Below are 22,006 nucleotides of genomic sequence, written 5' to 3' on the forward strand. Positions count from 1 at the left end.
TTAGTATTCTTAAATTAAAGACATGTCTTTAATACGACTAAAATTAAATGTGTATTGATTATTTCGCGGAAAAGAATCCAGTACGGAGCATAGCTCCGTACCAGTAATAATCCGTCTTGAATCCAGCAATTCACGGAATGAATCCACTTGAAATTATAGCTTGTGTTTAGCACAGTACTCACGCATGTTCAGGGATCCTGTTTCAACCCAGATTGCATTATGTACTATTCTGTCCATGATGGCATCAGCATGAACACCACCACCAAGTCTTGAATGCCAGTCTTCCTGACGGTATTGCGTGCAGAAGATAGTAGATGTTGAATCGTGTCTGCGTTCAATCAGTTCGAAGATGAAATGCTGTTCTTCTTCAGAGATATCTTCAAGTAGCCATTCATCCAAAATTAGCAATCCATAACAGCTATACTTCTTAAGTAGTTTTGCTGAGCCCTTAGTGACTAGAGAAGCCTCATCATGCTCTACTAATAAGTCTGGAAGTCTTATATACCTAGTTTTGATCTGATATTTGCAGGCTTGCCTTCCAAGTGCACATGCAAGATATGTTTTGCCAGAACCGGTAAAGCCTTGAAAAATGACATTTGAATTGTTTCCAATGAACTGGCATGTGGACAATTCTTGAATCACCTGCTTTTCAATACCACGTTCTGAATAATAGATATCATTTACTTCGGCTTTGGGAAGCCTGAACTTTGAAAGCTTCATAAGTCGCTGAATCTTACTGTTATATTTCTCCTGGTAAAGATAATCCATCAGCCTTTGTATGCGTTCATCAAATTGCAGAGTGACACAGTTGATGTCTCGCTGCTGTATTTCCAATGCAGTAATGAGTTCACTAAGATTCAGTTCACGCAGTTTTCGTTTTGTTTCATCGTTATGACCTTTCCCCAATAAAATAGACATCTTAAACTCGTAATATCTCTTTATTTCGTAGATTATCATAATTTTTATGCTGCTTTTGATTTTTTATTTGAATTGTTATAATATTTTTCAGGCGTTACATAACCATTAGAAGCATGTATTCTTTGCCTATTATAAAATATCTCAACATATTCAAATACAGCAGCACGAGCTTCTTCACGTGTTTTAAAGTGATTCCCATAAAGCCATTCACATTTCATTTTACCCCAGAATGATTCCATAGGAGCATTATCCCAGCAGTTACCTTTACGAGACATACTGCATATAAATCCATACTTATTTATTAAATTTTGGTAATCATTTGAGCAATATTGTGACCCTCTGTCCGAATGTAGAATAACACCAGTTGGTCTTCCTGCACGTTGATATGCGTCATTTAATGCGTTGATTACTAATTCTTTTGTCATTCTTTCATTCATAGATAAACCAACTATTTTTTGTCCACACAAATCCATTACTGCTGCTATATAAAGCCATCCTTCATTTGTCCACAGATATGTAATATCACTGACCATTTTTTCATTAGGTTTATCCACAGTAAAATCTCGATTAAGAATATTTTTTGCTACTGGAAGTTTATGATTTGAATTAGTAGTAGCCTTAAATTTCTTTGAAACCCTTGATTTTATGCCATTCTGATTCATGATACGTTCTACTCTTTTATGATTAATAGGTTTATCATTTTTCATATTTACTATTTTAGTAATTTTAACAGAACCGAATACATTTCTATTTTCTTTGTGGATTGTTTGAATTTGTTCTAATAACTGTTTATTTTCCTTTGATCTTTGACTTTCAGGTCTTTTATCCCATGCATAGTAACTGCTTCTTGACACGCTTAAAACCTTGCACAGCTTCGCTATTCTATATTTATGGCAACTAGCCTTGATAAACTCAAACCTCTTTATTTTAGGTTCTTGGCGAAGTAGGCTGCCGCTTTTTTTAATATTTCATTTTCTTCTTTAAGATCTCTAATTTCTTTTTCTAATCTTCTTAATTTCTCATCTTCAGGCTTAAGATGTCCACTGCCAGGAAAAGGTGTATCAGGTGATTCTCTATACTTCTTTACCCATCCATGCATTGTTGTTGGTCTTACTCCTAATTCTGTTGCTATCTTATTTAATGATTCTCCAGATTTCTCTAATCTTTTTATTGCTTCAATTTTAAATTCTGCACTATATTGTTTTTTCATAACCCTACCATTCCTTTCACTTTTAATATAACACGAGTTCCTCGTGTCTATCAAAGTGGGTAAGGGTCATTAATCATTACTGCTACCTCCGTAATACTCTGCACCACGTACATATCCACCTGTATTTTTCTTGGGTTTTACGGATGCATTTTTATTTTCTAGATAAATCTGGTCTTGATTAGTAGCAAGAATAGATTTAACATGATGATAGCGGGGCGTTTTGACTCTAGTTAGTGCCAACTCGCAGGCAGTTTCCAGACGGGCTTCTGAATAGGTTTTGCTCAAGCGTAAAACGGACAGGGATGGGTTGTATCCCTGTTCTTTTATTTTTACTCCAGCAAATATCCTATCAATAACCTCACCGGTACTGCTTCCGATAGAATAAGCCCGTCGTCTGATTCGTGTATTATCCCATTCAGGTTGTTGGAACTGATCAGGCATGTCTTCAGCGTGTGTTGAATAACGATTGATTACATAATCAGGAAACTTTGTATGGGTAGCAACACGTTCCCTTGATATATATATTTCCAAGTTAGAATCGGTAACTTTTAGGTCTGCTGTTTTACCAACATATTGATAAGGGCAGGAATATCGATTCTTGTTATAGACCACGTGACAGTCAAGATTTACTTTTCTGCCATAAATCCATTCAGCGATTTCATATGGGATGATTGGAAGATTATGAAGATAACTCTTTTCTTCTTCAAAAACTGCCTTTCGGCTTCCCTCACGTTTTTGGAACTTTTGGTTATTAAAGTCCGTAAGGGCATTTGAGACACCCATCTTTAATTCATGAAATGAGTAATAGAGCTTATTACGAAGTTTAGCAATGATGGCAGTTGCTACCTTTCCAACAGTACCTTCTACTGATGCTTTCTGTTTAGGTTTTCTGACTCCGGTTGGCATGATTGCTGTCATGTAATGAGAACCAAGTGCCTCATAATTGTCGTTAAGTATGATATCGCCTTCTTTAGGATGGGATATAACACCAGTTTTGAGATTATCGCAAACAGTACGGATGGTGACACCACCAAAGAATTCATACATGTGAATATGACATCTAAGCCATGTGTCCTGCTTCATATCAAGACAGGGCTCTACATATGAATACTGGCTATATGGAAGTGTAGCAACAAACAGATATACGGTAATCACTTCACCTGTTGTAGCATCAACATAAGACATCCCTGGTCCTGACCAGTCTACTTCTGTGATGACACCTGGCTTGTGATCCAGATGATTAGTCAGTTTGTTTGCAATCGTATAATCACTGTATCCCTCGCAGAATTTAGTGTAGCCCATAGAGATTTCGTTGGAGCTATTACATTTATCACAGTATTCCTGCCAAAGCAGTTTTAATGTAACACCAACTTTCTTCAATTCTTTGTGAACATACTCATAATCAGGATTCCTATACATATTTTCGATGACATGCTTATCCGGATAGAAAATCCGATATACGATTTCCTCATCCATGTCTTTGACAGTATCGAAGGTAATGCCGAGAGAATCAGCGATGTGAAACACATCACTAACAGAGTTTTTAGACATATGCCTGGTAGCTGCAATTGTGTTACGTGACATACGTGCTGCTCGAAGCTCTAGGATGAGCTTCACTTTGATTTTATTGGCCATAAAAAGGCCTCCCTTCTGTAAAATTAGGTAGCTTTTAGCTCCATATTTATTGTACAGAAGATTTATGAATAAGTGGAATCATTCCACGAATGACCTTATAAAAAACAGAGTGGAATCATTATGCGAATAGGTGGCTCTCAATTGCGTATTGATGGCTCCGTGAACGCGAAATAATCATGTATTAATCATATTATTAATAGTGTGGTAAAATTACAACTATTTTTTTACAACTATTTGTGTCACTGGTGGTGGCAATGAAATGGAAGTTAAAATAGTGAGATTTTAGTTCGTATTGAAATTAAAAAATAGCAGAGAAGTAAAAGTAGAAAGGAAATCAAAGTATGGAGTATTTTCAAAGAGTTTCAGAAATTGTTGAGTTAAAGAAAGATTTATTAGTTAAAGTTAGTGATGAAATATGGAAATGTGCAGAAACTAAATTTGAAGAATTTAGATCTGCAGAAATATTATGTAAAGCTTTAGAAGAAGAGGGATTTACAGTTAAAAGGGGAGCAGCCGGAATCAAAACTGCTTTTATTGGAAGTTATGGTAAGGGAGAACCGATAATTGCCGTTCTTGGGGAATATGATGCACTTCATGGGTTAAGCCAGGAGGGTGGAATTGCGGAGCAAAAGCCAATTATACCTGGTGGAAGCGGTCATGGATGTGGACATAATCTTCTTGGCACAGGTGCTTTTGCTGGAGCTATAGCTATTCGTTATTATATGGAAGAGAATAATTTACCGGGAACAATCAGATATTATGGATGTCCTGCTGAAGAAGGTGGGGCAGGTAAAGTATTTATGAGCAGAGAAGGAGTATTCAACGACGTGGACTGTGCTTTAACATGGCATCCTGATACAGGCAATGGGGTTGGTTTAAATTCTACTCTTGCGGTTTATGATGCATGTTTCAAGTTTAAAGGAAAAAGTGCTCATGCAGCTATGGCACCACATTTAGGCAGGAGTGCATTGGATGCAGTAGAAGTTATGAATGTAGGTGTAAATTATTTAAGAGAACACGTCATTCAAGAGGCAAGGATTCATTATGCTATAACGGATGCTGGAGGACAATCTCCAAATGTTGTACAAGCACAGGCTGAGGATAACTTTTCTATCCGGGCACCAAAAGTATCTCAAGTAAAAGACATTTATGAAAGAATTTGTAATATTGCTAAGGGGCGGCATTGATGACCGGTACTAAGGTTGAAGGATCTATACAATCTGCTCTTTCAAATTTTATCCCAAATAAAATACTAGAAACAATGCTATATGAAAATTTAAAAAAGTTAGGAATACCTAAATATAATGAAAATGATAGACAATTTGCTAAAAAAATTAGAGATGTGCTGCCAGAGGATAATAAGAGAAACGATATAAATGTATTAACAGTTGGGGAACTGAAAGGCAAAGATATTTCAGATGTCATTAATCCTTTTATAAAACAAGAAAAAACAGTACCTGTGTCTACTGATGTAGGTGATGTGAGCTGGATTGTACCAACGGGAATATTTAATGTAGCTTGTGCAGCTTTAGGAACTCCGATACATTCATGGGCATTTGTTTCACAGGGAAATACATCCATTGCTCATACAGGAATGTTACATGCAGGAAAGCTGATTGCTTCAACTGCAGTAGAACTTTTGAAAAATCCTGAATTAATTCAAAATGCAAAAGCCGAACTAAAAGAACGCTTAGGTGGAGAAAGTTATATTTGCCCTATACCAAGGGACATAAAAGCACCTACGCCTAAAAAAGCTTAAAATTTGAGGCTTAAATAAGAAAAATATCAAGGGTAAATATTGAATTTATCTGATATAAAATTTAAATATGGAGGAAAAATATGATAGAAAAGAAGTATGGTTTTATAGAAAAAGTAGCAGTATTATCGGTAGCATTATTAATGTATACGACAAGTATGACTACACCTGCACTTGGAGAAATATCCAAAGCATTTCCTAATGCCAGTTCTGAATTGGTAAAACAAATCGCTTCTTTGCCATCTTTGATGATGGTAGCATTTTCATTAGTAGCAGGTCAACTTGAGCGTTTCATGAGTAAGAAAAAAATATTATGTATTGCCATGTTATTTCAATTTGTTGGAGGCATGCTGCCTATATTTGCAAATAGCATTACTTTCATTTTGGTTACAAGGGTAATTTTCGGAGTAGGTTATGGACTGCTGTTTCCACTTTCTACCCCACTTCTTGCAGATATGTTCCAGGGAGATGAGTTTAAAAGACTACTAGGCTATAAAGCTTCAATAGGGGCTATTACCGGAGTAGTATTTCAGATGCTAGGAGGATTTTTAGCAGCGATAAACTGGAGATACTCATTTTTAGGATTCCTTCTTATGATACCAATTTGTTTATTGATCATATTAAAATTACCTGACATCGGAGATAAAAAAGTTTCTGGAGATAAAAATGATACTTCAAAGAGTAAATTGACTTCGAAAACTTATATTCTTTCAATTTTAAATTTATTACTAAACATTCTTCAATTTACATTTATGACAAATATCGCAATAGTAATGGCTGCAGGAAAAGTGGGAAATGCAGCTAAAGCTGGCATGGTGCTCACTGCATTTACCGGAGGTGCATTTGCTGCAGGTCTTTTATACGGAAGGATATTTAATATATTTAAAAGGTTTACCATAGCAATTTCTGTTGGGCTGCTTGGAATTTCATTCTTGATTTTACTCAATGTAAATACATATTCAATGTATTTGTTAGCAGGAATTATTTTTGGATTAGGATTTGGTACATATAATCCAGACTATGCAGCTAAGTTAGTAGTTTCTTCTGATAAATCTATTTCTGCACGTACTTTTTCAGTATCTGTTGCCTTACAGGGATTGGGACAATTTGTATCTCCTATTATTTTAGGATCAATAACTAGTATATTTGCTCTTAAGGGTCCAAAAGCTGATTGGGTTGTAGCTTCAGTATGTCTTTTAAGCGCCTGTGTAGTTATGTCACTAGTGATAGCTTTTACAAAGCTGAAAATTGGTAATGTTTCAGAAAGTGAATAAAGTTTTTACAAATTATGCTTGATATTTTAATAAAAAGAATGATGGCCCAATGATCTGTGCAGGATCGCATGGATAATTTTTATCCTGTGATCTCTGCACTATAAAGTTACATCTTTAATATGGCAGCTTTTGTAAGTACTTTATTTTGTTGATAAATTACAAAGATATAACATGGACATTCATGAAAAATAAAAAGCATTTAGAAAAAATTATTTACAGACCATTAAAATTTGGAATTATAATCGAAATAAAGCAAATAAATTTTCTTTGGACGTCCTACTAACTTATCTGATTTTTTATTTATAGATTTTGCAAAACCGCTTTTGCACAGTTTATTCAGTATTCTATTGGCACTTCGAATTGTGATACCCATATAAAAGGATAAATCGTCTGATGAAACTTCATTAGTATTTAACTTCTTAGTGATTCCAATTAATTTTAGTATTGTAACGGAAGATAGTTTTGTTTTACTGCTAATTAGTTCTATATCTGAATTGTTATGTTCTATAAAATGGATACAAATATTTTCTGATAATGGTCCAATAATTTGGTCTTGTTCATTTAGAATAAAGCTGCAATTTTTATCATATCTATTAGCTTCGATATTTGCACTTATTGATCTTTTTCTTGCTTCCATAATTGTACTGCCAATACCCCAACCTATATTTAAATTGAATGTATTTGAAGTTTTTATATAATTAAGAAGCGAGCAATATTTATAATTACCAGTTAATTCTTTAAGAATTTTCTTTGAAATTATAATTTCAAAGTTAATATCATTTCTTACTATAGAATTTGGCAGATTGTGTTCATGCTGAAAGTCAATTAAAGATTTATTTAATGCTAGTAGGCGTACTTCTTCTTCATAATTAAAGGTAGTATTGTGTGGTTTAATATCGCAAATAGAGATATGTCCTATAGTAATCTGGCTATCTTCAAAATTTTTTATTTTTACATAATTCACAGCTTTAGCTAAAGCATTCATTACATTTTTAGAGGATGGGGAAATATAAAAAGTTTTTATTCCCATATCTTTCAGTGGTTTTTCAAGATTTCCAACTCGTGTAATAGATATATCTATTAATCCATTTTCCCACAATTCTATATGTTTATCCAATACTTTTTCATAAATTGTATTATCATTTTTAAAATAATATGTATATGGGAAATTATCTTTAGGTAAAATTTCTTTAATTCCCATATAATCATTTGTTTCATTTAAGAAATCAATATAAGTTCTTGAAAAGTCAAATTTATTATTTTCTATAATTAATTTTAGGAATAGCTTATATAAATCTTCATTTGATACAGTTAAATAAAAACAGGGTACTGTAGATTTTAAATCATCACTTATTTTTGAAAAAATAAGTTCTCCACCTAATAAAAATGCATCTACTAGTGGCATGTTTTTTATAAATAAATTTTCAACATCGTTTAAATTTTCGTAAGGTATTAGTACTATGTTATTCTCATTTTTTAATATATGCTGATAAGTTTTTATTCTACTTATTAATGGTACAGAAGCTAAAATTCCAATGGATACAGACATGAAAGCACCTCTCTATTCTAAGCATGTACACAGCCTATGTAATTAGATGTATAAGTTAATTATACAAGTTTTTATATTTACTATTATATCTTATAAAATAAACAATTTAAAATTATTTGTTACCATTTTAAAGGTGGTAAGTAATATAAGTTTGCAGCTGAGTGAGATATTCAGAGGTTGACTTAAGCCAACCTTCAATATAGAATTTCATATAAGGCTTAGTCTATAAATTGAGCAATTTCATCTAGGCTTTTACGTACCTTATTGCGGAGAGTTGTATCTGCAGAATATCCTACACTTATGACAAGTCTAATTCTTTTAGAATTTGGTATGTTGAGTAAATCCTTAAGCTTTTTTTCATTAAACCAGCCCATTATACAGGTAGATAGTCCTTGCTGCGTAGCTGCTAGACATATGTGAGCAGTTGCAATTCCTATATCTATGGGGGCATAATCCTGATCTTTAATTTTACCACCAATTCTAGCTTTAATATCTGTTTTTTCCTGAAGTACAATAATAAATGAAGGACAATTATCTGTAAATTTATTCATTCCTAGATCTTGAAGACATTTAGAAACCTTAGGTGACAGGTCTTTATTATTTACAATAATAAATCTCCAGGGTTGACCATTGCAAGCTGAGGGTGCAATTCTAGCTGCTTCTATACAGGCAACTAACTTTTCCTTTTCTACTTCTTTTTCTTTATAGTTTCTGCAGCTTTCACGTTGCTTGATTAAATCAAAATAATCAGTCATAAATACATCCCTTTCGTAATTTGTTCATTTAAGTCCTTTATAATAATATAGTTTACATTTGTCAAGATATATTTACATAACAAAATAGCCTCCTATGATATTTTGATTTTATCATAGAAAGCTATATTTTACAGAATTTTTATTACAAACTCCTTTATCTTAAGCATTGTTTACAGCTTTAGTAAATTTAAAATTATAGTATCATTTAATTATATTAGCTATTTCTTTTATTACTTTTTCAAAATTATCATTAAAATTATTTTCTATAATTATGTTAGCTTGATTTATAACTTCACTTGCTGACTTTCTCATTTGACTGTCTTTGGTATTTTTGATCATAACGAAAACACCTGGATTAACAACTTTTCGTAAGCTATTTGATTCACATACTATAAGAGAATTTTCAGGTATTTGGGTAATAAACGCATTAAATCCTTCGGACATATTATTTTTTAATGTTTTTAACCAGTAAACTTTTTCTGCTCCCGCAGCTAATAATAGAGAAGTATCTTTATTATTAGCTGCATTTAATTCCTCCGTTATCTCAAAATTTCCTTTCAAATTTGAACATACCCCGCAGCCTTCTCCTCCGTGAATGCATTTTCCGTTTTTCTCTTGAATAGTTGTTACTTTTAGTGCTATCACTGGTCTAGTTAATTTATATTTATTTATTATTAAAATAGCAAGAGTAGTTTTCCCACTGTTTCTAGCAGTTGAACCAATTAAAATCATATTGGGTATAGTATACTTATTAGTCACTATTTTTGATCACCTCTTTATCAATTAATATTTTAGGCATTTTCAAAGAAATAACTAGTCAGTATGCTAGCTTATTTTCTTTCAAATGCCTTAAAAGCAGCCAAGCTGACAACCTATGATCTTTATAGAATTTTCATTACATAACTTTCCTATATCTGAAATATTTATTTTCAGTTTTTCTGCTATTTTATAAGCATCAGAACATGCTAGACATTTCTTATCCTTATGTATTTTGCAGTAGCTCTCTATAATTTCCAATATAATATTTTTGTCCATTTTGTTCCTCCTTTTCCAATCCACTTATTCGTTTGATGACTACCTACTTAAATATTAATAGTATAATCTCAATGCTATTCTTTATACAATAACGTACCTAGATTTGATTTATTCAAATCTAGGTACATTTTTCCAAAACTAATTCAATTTTTATATGCTTTTATTTTTTAATAACTCTAAAGCATTAGATTGACGCTTATTTTTAATACTATTATTTATAACTTCTGGACTAACTATGACGAAGGCATCAGCTGGACAAACTTCTACACAAGCTGGACCTTCAGGCCTGCCTGCACACAAATCACATTTATGTGCTGCCATAACTTCTTTATTCTCACTTTCTTCTTTAGTGATTACATTTAAGATTTGTGTTTGTTTATGGCTATTTTTGTATTGTGGTACCATATCCATAGCACCAAATGGGCAAGCAAGCATACATATTTTACATCCAATACATAATTCTGTTTTTACAACAATTTTATTCTCTTGATGAACAATTGCACCTACCGGGCAAACATTTGCACAAGGTGAATCATCACACTGCCTGCATTGTATCGGCACGGTAACTTTTTCTGCCCGTATTAGATTGATACGAGGTGAAAAAGGAACACCTGCAGATCCTGCAGTAAGTATACTAACATCTAAATGTGCAGTTGCACAGGCAATTTCACAAGACTTACATCCAATGCACTTATGGGGATTTGCAACAACAAAGGTATTCAATACAATTACCTCCTTAAGCGTCTTTACGCATACTCTTTTTACGGAAAATCTTACGCTTTTGACATCCGAAATCTGAGAAATCTAATTTTTTTATTTTTACCGAACAAACTTTAAACTCAGGTGTTCCAGTAACAGGATCAGGGGCACTATTAGTCAAAATATTAGCTGGACTCTCAGTAAAATGGAAAGTAATAAATGTTAATCCCTCTGGTACCCTAGTTGTTACTTGTGCTTTTGTGATTAATGAGCCGCGTCGTGTTGATGCGCTAATTTCATCACCGTCTTCAATATTGAGATTTTTTGCATCTGTAGGATTAATTTCCAAAAATCCTTCTGGATCCGCACCATTTAGGCCCCAACAACGTCTTGTCATAGTCCCTGTATGATATTGAGTAACGATACGTCCAGTAGTCAGCATCAATGGATATTCTTCATCAGGAAGCTCAGCAGGTTCTTTATACTCAATTGTGGAAAACTTACCTAAACCACGGGAAAACTTACCAATGTGCAAAATAGGTGTACCAGGATGATTCTCATTTGGACATGGCCATGGAATGCCACCATTCTCCAACCGTTTATAACTAATACCAGCATAACTTGGTGTTAAAGATCTCATTTCATCAAATATATCCTCAGGAGAACTATAATCTGCTGGATAATCCATTGCATTCATAATGTCCCGGAGTATTTGCCAATCTGGAAGACTATTACCTATTGGTTCTACAGCCTTACGAATACGCTGCACTGTACGATCAGTACTACTAAAAGTTCCATCTTTTTCAGCATAGGATACGCCCGGAAGAACAACATCAGCAACTTTAGCTGTTTCAGTTAAGAAAATATCTTGAACAACCAAAAAATCCAAATGCTTTAAACAATGTTCCACATGATTTATATCAGGGTCGCTGCGCATTGGATTTTCACCAAATACATACAGCATTTTGACCTCATCTTTTTCAATTGCATTCAAGATAGACGGAATATTAAGTCCAACTTTATCACTTAACTGAGCATTCCATGCTTTTTCGAATTTAGCTTTCACATCAGGATTAGTTACTGGTTGGTAACCAGTGTAGACATTAGGCAAAGCTCCCATATCACATGCTCCTTGCACGTTATTCTGACCACGCAGAGGGTTAACTCCTCCTTTAGGCTTGCCAATATTACCAGTAAGCATCATGATATTTGCTGTAGATAGTACATTATCAACACCGGTAGTATGCTGTGTAATACCCATAGTATAATACAAAGCAGCAGCATCAGCCTTAGCAATAATTCTTGCCGCTTCTATTATCTTGTCTGCTGGAACCTTAGTTATACTTGATGTATACTTTGGCGTGAATTTCATTACAACTTCTTTGAAAGCCTCAAAATTCTCAGTTCTTTTAGCAATAAATGCTTCATCAGCTAGTCCTTCTGTCAATATGACATATGACATTCCATTTAGAAGTGCTACATCTGTACCTGGTTTATGCCGCAGCCAAATATCAGCATGTAATGCCACATCGGTTTTGCGGGGATCAGCCACTACTAGCTTAGTACCGCGCTCTTTAGCTTTTAGCATTTTAATACCAATTATAGGATGACATTCTGTAGTGTTTGTACCAATTGCAAAAATAGCATCTTTAGGTCCCATTTCATCAAGTTCATGTATTGAGTTTGTCATTGCTCCACTGCCAAATGCTGTGCCTAGACCAGACACTGTAGGAGCATGTCACAAACGGGCACAATGATCAATGTTATTAGTACCAATCACTGCACGCATTAATTTTTGCATAAGATAATTTTCTTCATTAGTACATCGGGCTGAACTAAAAGCCGCAACACTGTCAGAACCATATTCTTTTACAGTTTTTTTGATTTTAGAAACAATAAAGCCAATTGCTTCCTCCCATGTAACCTCAACCAGCTTTCCTTCTTTTCTAATCAAAGGATTAGTTAGACGATCTTTATGATGTACAAAATCAAAACCAAAACGTCCTTTTGAACAAAGCTTCCCTTGGTTTACTGAATTTACATTATCATCTGGGGTTACACTAACAATTTTTCCATCTCTTACATTTAAGAAAAATGTGCATCCTGTTCCACAATAAGGACAAGTAGTTAGTATACTTTTCACATTCTTACACTCCTTTCTTTAAGTTTAAGTATTAAGCGTTTGCGAAACGCCTTAACCCTCATAAATGCGGTGTATTTTTTGTTGCAAAATAAAATAACTCCTCACTGATTTATGGTAAAATTGAATTGAAAAGAAACAAAATCACCATATACCTCAGAAAGGAGTATATATTTATGATACCATATAAACAGCTTTCTTTGGCAGATATTTTTTCTGATTGCAAAGAAAAATTTCAAAATAACAAGCCTCAGTTTCTTTCTTTACTTGAAAATACTATTAATCTTGATGATTTAATCCCTGCTTCCTTCATAAATCATTTTTATGCTTCTATCGGAAGGCCCCGTAAATATAGTCTTTACGCCATGCTCCGTGCTTTGATTTTGCAGCGCATTTTTTCTATTCCTACTGATTCCCTTTTGATTATTTTTCTTAAATATTCTCAAGAGTTAAGAGATTTCTGCGGTTTCCTTAAAGTCCCTGATGCTTCTAAATTCACACGTTTTAAACAGGATTTTATTCTGGACTTACAATTGATGTTTGATAATCTCGTTGATATTACTGAACCAATATGCCAGCAAATTGACCCCAAACTTGCTTCTATGACTATTTTTGATACTTCTGGTATTGAAGCTTTCGTTACTGAAAATAATCCTAAATATGCTAATCGTATCATAAAACAGCTTAAGACTTTTAAGAAAGTACATGGTTTAAATGATTCCTATGATCCTTATAAAGCTGCTTACGGTGCCATGCCTTCTCATGCTAATGCCAATCATGCTGTTCAGCAGATGTATATTAACGGGCATTTCTGTTATGCCTTTAAATTTGGCATTGTAACCAACGGCCTTGGTATTGTAAGAGATATTTCATTTTACAATCAGAATTTCCTTAAAGCACATCCTGATATTGTTATTGAGAAAAAATCTGATTCACCAGATGAAGATAAATCTCTTGCTGATTCTAAAGCTCTTATACCTGTTCTTATGGATTTCTTTGCAAAACATCCTTTGATAAATCCAAAAATCTTTTTAGGTGATGCTGCTTTTGACAGCATTCTGATTTATCGATACATTTTGCATGATTTGAAATTTGAAAAGGCATTTATTCCATTAAAAACTAAACTTGCATCAAAAGAATCCGACTGCCCTTTAAATGAAGATGGTATTCCATGCTGTCCTTATGACCATTCGCTTCCAATGAAACGAGAAGGTAGTAAAACACACTTACGTTCTGGAATTCCATCAATGAAATTCGTATGTCCCAAAATGAAATGGGTATACAATAAAAAAACTAAAAAGAGCAAACGTGTAACTCTATGTGAAAATCCATGTACAAAATCTTCCTGCGGAAAAATGTTTTACATTTATCCTGAAAAGAATCTTCGTGCATATCCTGGAACTACTCGTGGAAATCTCCAATGGGAAAACACTTATAAAATCAGGACTGTTGTCGAGAAAAACATCAACCATTTCAAAGGCAGTTATTGCGTTGTGGATCGTAAGACACAAAATGAGCTAACGCTTCATACTGACTTACTTCTATCCGGTATAACTCAGCTAATAACAGTCATTGCAGCAAATAAAATACATAAAAATGAATATATACGAAGCCTAAAACCATTAATTGCATAAATTTTATTTTTAAAAAATAGGAACCCATCTTTGCTTTATTTCGTGCACCCTTTTTTATCAATATGGTTATTTCAAATCATAAAAGTTTGTATTTAAACTTCTAACAATGCTTTTGCAACTTCTAAACATCTTTTATTCATTTTTATCAGTGAGTTTCGCAATTACCTAAGTTTAAGTATTGTAGTTCTTTTTACCTGTGTTTCCACACAATTTAATATTATGACTAAAACATAGGCTGTTTCTTTTTAATGAAATTATAAATTTTTTAATGAAATTATAAATTTTTTAATTTTAGACTAAATTTGCGATATAATAATATGATAAATTTATTTTGAATTTTAGTAGAAACTATCTGTGTGAATATTATATCACAAAATAATCTAAGTGAAAATGGTTTCATAAAGCTTGCATTTTTATAATATTCGAACACTTTTCAAAGATATAAAGTAACATTGCTCTTTATTTGAGCATTTTATTAGTATAAAATAATACATTGTTCTTTATTTGATCATTTTGTTAATATAGAATAATATATTGTTTTTCATCTCAAATAGCAATGCTATTATTGCTGCATTTACTATCAGTACTTAATAATCAGTATATCATATATGTTCTGGTTATTAAGTATTTTTTATAAATATGTTTGGTACAATTTATGCTTTAAATATATATAATTGGGTAAATAGGATATACCTATAGAAGAAACATTAAATAAATTCTGTTTTTAAGGAGGTGTGAATTTGAAAATAGAAGTTAGACTATTTGCTTATTTTAGAGAAAATAGAGATAAAAAATTATTTTTAAAATTTAACGAGCCCGTAACACCTGCGGATATATTTAAAAAGATAAATATTAAGGAAGAAGAAGTAGCTATTTTACTTATAAATGGTAGGGATGGTAAAGCAAATACAGAACTTAATGACAATGATGTATTGTCATTGTTCCCACCAGTAGGAGGCGGTTAAATTTGGAACGTTATGTTAGAAATATGAAAACCCTGTCAAAAGAAGAAAATGATAGCTTAAAGAAATTTAAAGTTTGTGTTGTAGGCTGTGGAGGAATTGGTGGTTATGTCATTGAAATGCTTGGAAGAATAGGAATAGGAAATATTACTGCAGTAGATGGGGATGTATTTGAGGAATCTAATTTGAATAGGCAAATACTTTCAAGTACAGACATTATAGGTTTTAGCAAAGCACAGGAAGCAAAGGCTAGAATGGAAAAAGTAAATCCACTAATAGAGGTAAAAGCATTAGAAAAAATGCTTACGGAAGATAATGCTTGCAGTATTTTAAGTAATCACGATGTAGTAGTAGATGCTCTTGACAGCATACCAGCAAGATTATTACTTCAACGCAGCTGCAAAAAACTTAATATACCAATGGTTTATGGAGCCATAGCAGGATGGTATGCTCAAATTACTACTATACTTCCAGGGGATGATACCTTAAATAAGATTTATAATGTAGATAAGCAAACATCTAAAGGAATTGAAAAGGAAATGGGTAATCCATCATTTATACCAGCTTTAGCAGCTTCAATTGAAGTAAGTGAAGTAATAAAGCTTCTTTTAGGTAGAGGAGAACTTTTAAGAAAAAAGATGGCCTTTATAGATCTTCTCTCAACTGAGTATGATATAATTCCCCTGTGATAAACAGGATTCTTGCTGATTTAGCACTTAGAAGGCGTTATCTTTTAGAAAAAATATATAAGTAAGTATAATATTACAGGACTTCAAGTTTTTGATCCTAACGCTAAGCCTATGGAGATAAAACCAATGAGTATGTCATGAAAATGATGTGCTTTCCGTGTTTGAGAAGAAGGCCATTGCAAATATCGAGAGAATAGGTATGTGCTTTTGGCATGTGCCTATTTTTTATATATCTGTATTGGCAAAAACTTGACAAAATTAATGACACCTAGGCAAAGGAAGGATGTTCGGTTATTGCAGGAAGGAGAGAACTGATATGAAATTAGAGGTTAAAAACGCTATTTGTGGTTATGGTACAAGCATTATAGTAAAAAATATATCTATGAATGTAAGCTCGGGAGAAATATTATGTTTGTTAGGACCTAATGGTGTAGGAAAAACAACTTTCTTTAAGACTATATTAGGATTCTTAAAGTTAAAGGGTGGGGAAATACTTTTGGATGGAGAGAATATACATAATTGGTCTAGAAAGAAATTAGCTAAAACTATTGGTTATGTACCTCAGGCACATACACCCCCTTTTCCATTTAAAGTTTTTGATGTGGTATTGATGGGGAGAACTGCTCACCTTTCAATGTTTTCTTCTCCTACAAAAGAAGATATGGACATTGCAGAAGAGGCCATAAATACTTTGAAAATATCCTATCTAAAGGACAAGGTATATACGGAAATAAGCGGTGGTGAAAGGCAAATGGTTTTAATTGCTAGGGCTCTTGCTCAGCAGCCCAAAATGTTAATAATGGATGAACCAACTTCTAATTTGGATTTTGGAAATCAGATTAGAGTACTAGAACAGATAAATAAGCTTTCTGAAAGAGGATTAGCAGTTGTTATGACTTCACATTTTCCCAATCATGCTTTTCTATGTTCCACAAAAGTGGCACTTATGGAAAAAAGCAATGTATTTACAGTAGGCAGCGTGAATGAGGTTGTAACAGAGGATATGCTTAAAAAAGCATATGGTATTAATGTAAAAATTATAACTACAGTTGATTCAAATGGACAGCAAATCAAAGCCTGCATACCTATGATTAACTAAAATATTTTACATTAAAGAGACATTTTCTATAAACAAAATAGGAGTAGGAGGCTGTTTCATGCAAACGTTAAGAGGAGAAAGTGTAAAAAAAAGCAATATAATATCTATAAAAATTATACTTATTATCCTGGCCCTTTTTACATTTTTGATTTCATTTACTATGGGAAGGTATTCAGTATCATTTAAAGATCTTTTTTATATATTTTATGCAAAAATATTTGGGTTACCTCAAATCTGGTCTGAAAATGTTGATACTGTATTATTTAAAATAAGATTACCAAGGATTATAGCTGCGTTATTAATTGGTTCTTCACTTTCAGTAGCTGGGACTACATATCAATGCCTATTTAAAAATCCTATGGTTTCTCCTGATATATTAGGTGCTTCAGCAGGTGCCGGTTTTGGTGCTGCAATGGGACTTTTATTATCTTTTAATATGGCAGGAGTACAATTTCTTGCTTTTGCCTTTGGCATGGGTGCAGTTCTTATTACTTATGCTGTTAGTAAGGTTATTGGACGTAGTAATAATACAACTTTAATATTGGTACTTACGGGTATAGTGGTATCATCCCTTTTTCAATCCCTTATTTCTTTAACAAAATATGTAGCTGATCCAGACAGTAAACTTCCAGCAATAACGTTCTGGCTTATGGGTGGTCTTTCTACCATAACCTTTAAAGAAATTCATATTCTTTTAATTACATTTATTATAGGAGTTGTTCCAATTTTATTATTGAGATGGAAGTTAAATGTTATTTCTTTTGGTGAAGAAGAAGCAAAATCACTAGGAATAAATACAGATAGAATGAGAATTATTTTAATATTTTGTTCTACTTTATTAACTGCTGCCTCTGTTTCTATGGCTGGAATAATTGGATGGGTAGGCTTGGTTATTCCTCATGTGACTAGGATGATTGTAGGTCCTAATTATAAAGATCTTTTACCAGGTTCTATATTAATTGGAGGCGCTTATCTTCTTTTAATTGATAACATCTCTCGTACCATATTTTCTATGGAAATACCACTAGGTATTTTAACGTCATTAATAGGCGCACCATTCTTTATAACTATTTTATTAAAAGGAAGGAGGCAGTAATATGAAGCTAAAAATTAGTGAACTTCTAATAAATTGGTATATTTAATAAAAATATTTTAAGTAATCTGGTAAAACAAAACTAATACCTAATTTATTATAATTTTTATTATGAAAGGATGTATAAAAATGAAAAAAATAACAACAATTATTCTATGTATTTTCTTAATGATGTTTTTTACTGCTTGCAATTCAAGTCAATCGACTCAATCATCAAACAAATCTTCTTCGACACAAGAAACTAGCTCAAAAACAAAAACTATTACAGATACTTCTGGTGCAAAAGTTCAAGTTCCTACAAAAATAAACAAGGTTGCTGATTCTTGGAAGGCACATAATGAAGTTTTATCAGTATTAGGCGATGGTGATAAAATTGTGGAAACAGTGCTTAGTGAAAAATCTATGCCTTGGTTATATAAAGTTAATCCAGCTATGAAAAAAGCAGTTACTACTTTTGGTGCAAATTTTAATACAGAGGATTTAATGAAAAATAAACCTGACATAGTATTTGTATCTTCTGGTGATGCAAATGCTAATAAAATTTCTAGTTTAGGAATTCCAGTAGTTCAATTAAATTTTACTACTTTTGACACAATGAAAAAATGTGTATCTTTAACTGGTGAAATTTTAGGTGGAGATGCTGCAAAGCGTGCAGATAAATATAACAAATATTTAGATGATAAGGTTAAAATGGTTAAAGATGTTACCTCAAAAATACCAGATAGTGAAAGACCTAAAGTTCTTCATGTAGAGTCGCTGTCTCCAATTGGTGTAGATGGAAGCAAAACTATTATTAATGAATGGATTGAAGCAGCTGGAGGAGTAAACGCTGCAAAGGATGTTACTGGAAATATGAAGGAAGTATCCTTAGAACAAGTAATTCAGTGGAATCCTGATATTATTATATTTGGGGCTAATGGTGCTAGTGGTAAAGTTAACTCTATAGATAAATTAATTAATGATCCAAATTGGCAGAAGATATCAGCAGTTAAAAATGGAAAAGTATATCAAAATCCTACTGGTGCATTTTTATGGGATCGTTACAGTTGTGAAGAAGCGCTTCAAGTTCAATGGGCTGCTAAAACAATTCATCCAGATAAATTTAAAGATTTAGACATAGCTGCTGAAACAAAAAATTTCTATAAAACATTTTTAAACTATAATCTTACTAATGAAGAGGTAGATAAAATATTGAAAGCACAATCTCCTGGAAAATAGTAATGAATAAGCAAGTAAGCTCTAAAGTATATGCTAATTGTGATCCATATTGGAACGTTTTAAAAAAACAGAAATAGTATTGTACGTTATTTGACCACTTTTTTAAAAATAAAATGATAATATTGTATTTTTTTTGAGCATTTTGGCAATATGGAGAACTGTATTGCTTATTATTTAAGCATTTTATTATAAAATAAAAAAACGTTATTAAATTATTTACTATGAATTCACTTGATAATCAACACATTGCATGTAATGTTGATTATTGAGTGTTTTTTTGTAACCATATTTGGCACAATTTATGCTCTATAACATTTCTGAAATAAATATATGTATATGAGGAGGAATTTCAATGTATGGTTATAATGGTAAAGTATTAAGAATTAATTTAAAAGAAAGAACTTGCAAATCAGAAAATTTAGATTTAGATAAAGCTAAAAAGTTTATAGGCTGTAGGGGACTAGGTGTTAAAACTTTATTTGATGAAATAGATCCTAAAATAGATGCATTATCACCAGAAAATAAATTTATAATTGTAACAGGTCCGTTAACTGGAGCTCCAGTTCCAACTAGTGGAAGGTTTATGGTAGTTACTAAAGCACCGCTTACAGGAACTATAGGAATTTCAAATTCGGGTGGAAAATGGGGAGTAGACTTGAAAAAAGCTGGCTGGGATATGATAATAGTAGAGGATAAGGCTGATTCACCAGTTTACATTGAAATAGTAGATGATAAAGTAGAAATTAAAGATGCGTCACAGCTTTGGGGAAAAGTTACATCAGAAACTACAAAAGAGTTAGAAAAGATAACTGAGAATAGATCAAAGGTATTATGTATAGGACCTGCTGGTGAAAGATTGTCCCTTATGGCAGCAGTTATGAATGATGTAGATAGAACTGCAGCAAGAGGCGGCGTTGGTGCAGTTATGGGATCTAAAAACTTAAAAGCTATTACAGTTAAAGGAACTGGAAAAATAGCTTTAGCTGATAAAGAAAAAGTAAAAAAAGTGTCCGTAGAAAAAATTACAACATTAAAAAATGATCCAGTAGCTGGTCAGGGAATGCCAACTTATGGTACAGCTATACTGGTTAATATAATAAATGAAAATGGAGTTCATCCTGTAAATAATTTTCAAGAATCTTATACGGATCAAGCAGATAAAATAAGTGGAGAGACTCTTACTGCTAACCAACTAGTAAGGAAAAATCCTTGTTACAGCTGTCCTATAGGTTGTGGAAGATGGGTTAGACTAAAAGATGGTACAGAGTGCGGAGGACCGGAGTATGAAACACTGTGGTGTTTTGGCTCTGACTGTGGTTCATATGATTTAGATGCTATAAATGAAGCTAATATGTTATGTAATGAATATGGTATTGATACTATTACCTGTGGTGCAACAATTGCTGCAGCTATGGAACTTTATCAAAGAGGATATGTAAAAGATGAAGAAATAGCCGGAGATAACCTATCTCTCAAGTGGGGAGATACGGAGTCTATGATTGGCTGGATAAAGAAAATGGTATATAGTGAAGGCTTTGGAGCAAAGATGACAAATGGTTCATATAGGCTTTGTGAAGGTTATGGAGTACCTGAGTATTCTATGACAGTTAAAAAACAAGAAATTCCAGCATATGATCCAAGGGGAATACAGGGACATGGTATTACCTATGCAGTTAATAATAGAGGAGGATGTCATATTAAGGGATATATGATTAATCCTGAAATATTAGGTTATCCGGAAAAACTTGATAGATTTGCATTAGATGGTAAAGCAGCCTATGCCAAAATGATGCATGATTTAACTGCTGTAATTGATTCTTTAGGATTGTGCATATTCACTACATTTGGGCTTGGAATACAGGATTATGTAGATATGTATAATGCAGTAGTAGGAGAATCTACTTGTGATTCAGATTCACTATTAGAGGCAGGAGATAGAGTATGGACTCTTGAAAAATTATTTAATCTTGCAGCTGGAATAGACAGCAGCCAGGATACTCTACCAAAGAGATTGTTAGAAGAACCTATTCCAGATGGTCCATCAAAGGGACACGTTCATAGGCTAGATGTTCTTCTGCCAGAATATTACTCAGTACGAGGATGGAGTAAAGAGGGTATACCTACAGAAGAAACATTAAAGAAATTAGGATTAGATGAATATATAGGTAAGTTCTAGTTTGATTTGGTAAACTAGAAAGTAGACTTCATGTGTTAAAGAAGATAGCTTCTCTCTATATATGAAGTCTGTTTTTAATAGAAAGATGTGAATTTGAGAATAGAAGTTACATTAGTTGCTTATATATTTGCAAAAGTGTTAAGTTATGCTTAGATAAGTTCGGG

At 32.9% G+C, this 22,006-nt stretch carries 18 protein-coding genes, 1 pseudogene and 1 riboswitch; of the genes and pseudogenes, 10 read left to right on the forward strand and 9 right to left on the reverse strand.

What is annotated here, in order from left to right:
• Window positions 1-153: 153 nt before the first annotated feature.
• The 3 genes from B5S50_RS21010 to istA all read right to left on the reverse strand — a co-directional run bounded on the left by B5S50_RS21010 (window position 154) and on the right by istA (window position 3,763).
• A complete protein-coding gene (locus B5S50_RS21010; protein WP_254306644.1) occupies window positions 154-957 on the reverse strand; it encodes an ATP-binding protein in 804 nt (267 codons plus the stop codon).
• 5 nt (window positions 958-962) lie between these two features.
• Window positions 963-2,128, reverse strand: a protein-coding gene (locus B5S50_RS21015) for an IS3 family transposase (protein WP_243121154.1) whose coding sequence is annotated in 2 segments (ribosomal slippage) — window positions 963-1,870 and window positions 1,870-2,128 — 1,167 coding nt in all. Because the reading frame shifts where the segments join, the coding sequence is not laid out codon by codon here.
• Window positions 2,129-2,197: 69 nt separating this feature from the next.
• Window positions 2,198-3,763: an IS21 family transposase gene (istA, locus tag B5S50_RS21020; RefSeq protein WP_217301825.1), complete on the reverse strand. Its 1,566-nt coding sequence runs from the start codon at window positions 3,761-3,763 to the stop codon at window positions 2,198-2,200.
• Window positions 3,764-4,104: 341 nt separating this feature from the next.
• Between istA and B5S50_RS21745 the strand changes: the two genes are divergently transcribed.
• From B5S50_RS21745 to B5S50_RS21030, 3 genes are all read left to right on the forward strand, one after another.
• On the forward strand, window positions 4,105-4,950 hold the full coding sequence (locus B5S50_RS21745) for an amidohydrolase (protein ID WP_254306645.1): 846 nt from the start codon (window positions 4,105-4,107) through the stop codon (window positions 4,948-4,950).
• Window positions 4,950-5,522: a hypothetical protein gene (locus B5S50_RS21750; protein ID WP_254306646.1), complete on the forward strand. Its 573-nt coding sequence runs from the start codon at window positions 4,950-4,952 to the stop codon at window positions 5,520-5,522. Before B5S50_RS21745 ends, B5S50_RS21750 begins: the two co-directional genes overlap by 1 nt.
• Window positions 5,523-5,602: 80 nt before the next feature.
• Window positions 5,603-6,793, forward strand: a complete 1,191-nt coding sequence (locus B5S50_RS21030) for an MFS transporter (protein ID WP_217302753.1) — start codon at window positions 5,603-5,605, stop codon at window positions 6,791-6,793.
• 223 nt (window positions 6,794-7,016) lie between these two features.
• Here B5S50_RS21030 and B5S50_RS21035 read toward each other — a convergent pair whose 3' ends face one another.
• The 6 genes from B5S50_RS21035 to fdhF form a co-directional block, all read right to left on the reverse strand.
• Window positions 7,017-8,342, reverse strand: a complete 1,326-nt coding sequence (locus B5S50_RS21035; protein ID WP_217302754.1) for a hypothetical protein — start codon at window positions 8,340-8,342, stop codon at window positions 7,017-7,019.
• A 218-nt stretch (window positions 8,343-8,560) separates the two neighbouring features.
• Window positions 8,561-9,097, reverse strand: a complete 537-nt coding sequence (locus tag B5S50_RS21040; protein WP_065079919.1) for a nitroreductase family protein — start codon at window positions 9,095-9,097, stop codon at window positions 8,561-8,563.
• 201 nt (window positions 9,098-9,298) lie between these two features.
• Window positions 9,299-9,856, reverse strand: a complete 558-nt coding sequence (locus B5S50_RS21045) for a hypothetical protein (RefSeq protein WP_254306647.1) — start codon at window positions 9,854-9,856, stop codon at window positions 9,299-9,301.
• 90 nt (window positions 9,857-9,946) lie between these two features.
• Window positions 9,947-10,132, reverse strand: coding sequence for a hypothetical protein (locus B5S50_RS21050; RefSeq protein ID WP_065079339.1), 186 nt, complete (start codon window positions 10,130-10,132; stop codon window positions 9,947-9,949).
• Window positions 10,133-10,282: 150 nt separating this feature from the next.
• On the reverse strand, window positions 10,283-10,855 hold the full coding sequence (locus B5S50_RS21055; protein ID WP_065079340.1) for a 4Fe-4S dicluster domain-containing protein: 573 nt from the start codon (window positions 10,853-10,855) through the stop codon (window positions 10,283-10,285).
• A gap of 13 nt (window positions 10,856-10,868) precedes the next feature.
• Window positions 10,869-12,974 (reverse strand): formate dehydrogenase subunit alpha, encoded by a 2,106-nt coding sequence (gene fdhF, locus B5S50_RS21060; protein WP_217302755.1) that lies wholly within the window; start codon window positions 12,972-12,974, stop codon window positions 10,869-10,871.
• A gap of 173 nt (window positions 12,975-13,147) precedes the next feature.
• Between fdhF and B5S50_RS21065 the strand changes: the two are divergent.
• The 7 genes and pseudogenes from B5S50_RS21065 (at window position 13,148) to B5S50_RS21095 (ending at window position 21,842) form a co-directional block, all read left to right on the forward strand.
• A pseudogene (locus B5S50_RS21065) lies at window positions 13,148-14,492 on the forward strand (transposase).
• Window positions 14,493-15,345: 853 nt separating this feature from the next.
• Window positions 15,346-15,570: a MoaD/ThiS family protein gene (locus tag B5S50_RS21070; protein ID WP_065079510.1), complete on the forward strand. Its 225-nt coding sequence runs from the start codon at window positions 15,346-15,348 to the stop codon at window positions 15,568-15,570.
• Between the two features lie 2 nt (window positions 15,571-15,572).
• Window positions 15,573-16,256 carry a HesA/MoeB/ThiF family protein gene (locus B5S50_RS21075; protein WP_217302757.1) on the forward strand — a complete coding sequence of 228 codons (684 nt, stop codon included), beginning with the start codon at window positions 15,573-15,575 and terminating at the stop codon, window positions 16,254-16,256.
• A 69-nt stretch (window positions 16,257-16,325) separates the two neighbouring features.
• Window positions 16,326-16,444, forward strand: a riboswitch (molybdenum cofactor riboswitch).
• 128 nt (window positions 16,445-16,572) lie between these two features.
• Window positions 16,573-17,355: an ABC transporter ATP-binding protein gene (locus tag B5S50_RS21080; RefSeq protein WP_065079103.1), complete on the forward strand. Its 783-nt coding sequence runs from the start codon at window positions 16,573-16,575 to the stop codon at window positions 17,353-17,355.
• Window positions 17,356-17,413: 58 nt separating this feature from the next.
• Entirely contained in the window at window positions 17,414-18,451 is a 1,038-nt protein-coding gene (locus tag B5S50_RS21085) for an iron ABC transporter permease (RefSeq protein ID WP_065079104.1), read from the forward strand.
• Between the two features lie 126 nt (window positions 18,452-18,577).
• Window positions 18,578-19,666 (forward strand): ABC transporter substrate-binding protein, encoded by a 1,089-nt coding sequence (locus B5S50_RS21090; protein ID WP_065079105.1) that lies wholly within the window; start codon window positions 18,578-18,580, stop codon window positions 19,664-19,666.
• A gap of 352 nt (window positions 19,667-20,018) precedes the next feature.
• Window positions 20,019-21,842 carry an aldehyde ferredoxin oxidoreductase family protein gene (locus B5S50_RS21095; RefSeq protein WP_065079106.1) on the forward strand — a complete coding sequence of 608 codons (1,824 nt, stop codon included), beginning with the start codon at window positions 20,019-20,021 and terminating at the stop codon, window positions 21,840-21,842.
• Window positions 21,843-22,006: the final 164 nt, after the last annotated feature.

Source organism: Clostridium sp. 001, assembly GCF_019056555.1.
Classification (GTDB): domain Bacteria; phylum Bacillota; class Clostridia; order Clostridiales; family Clostridiaceae; genus Clostridium_B; species Clostridium_B ragsdalei.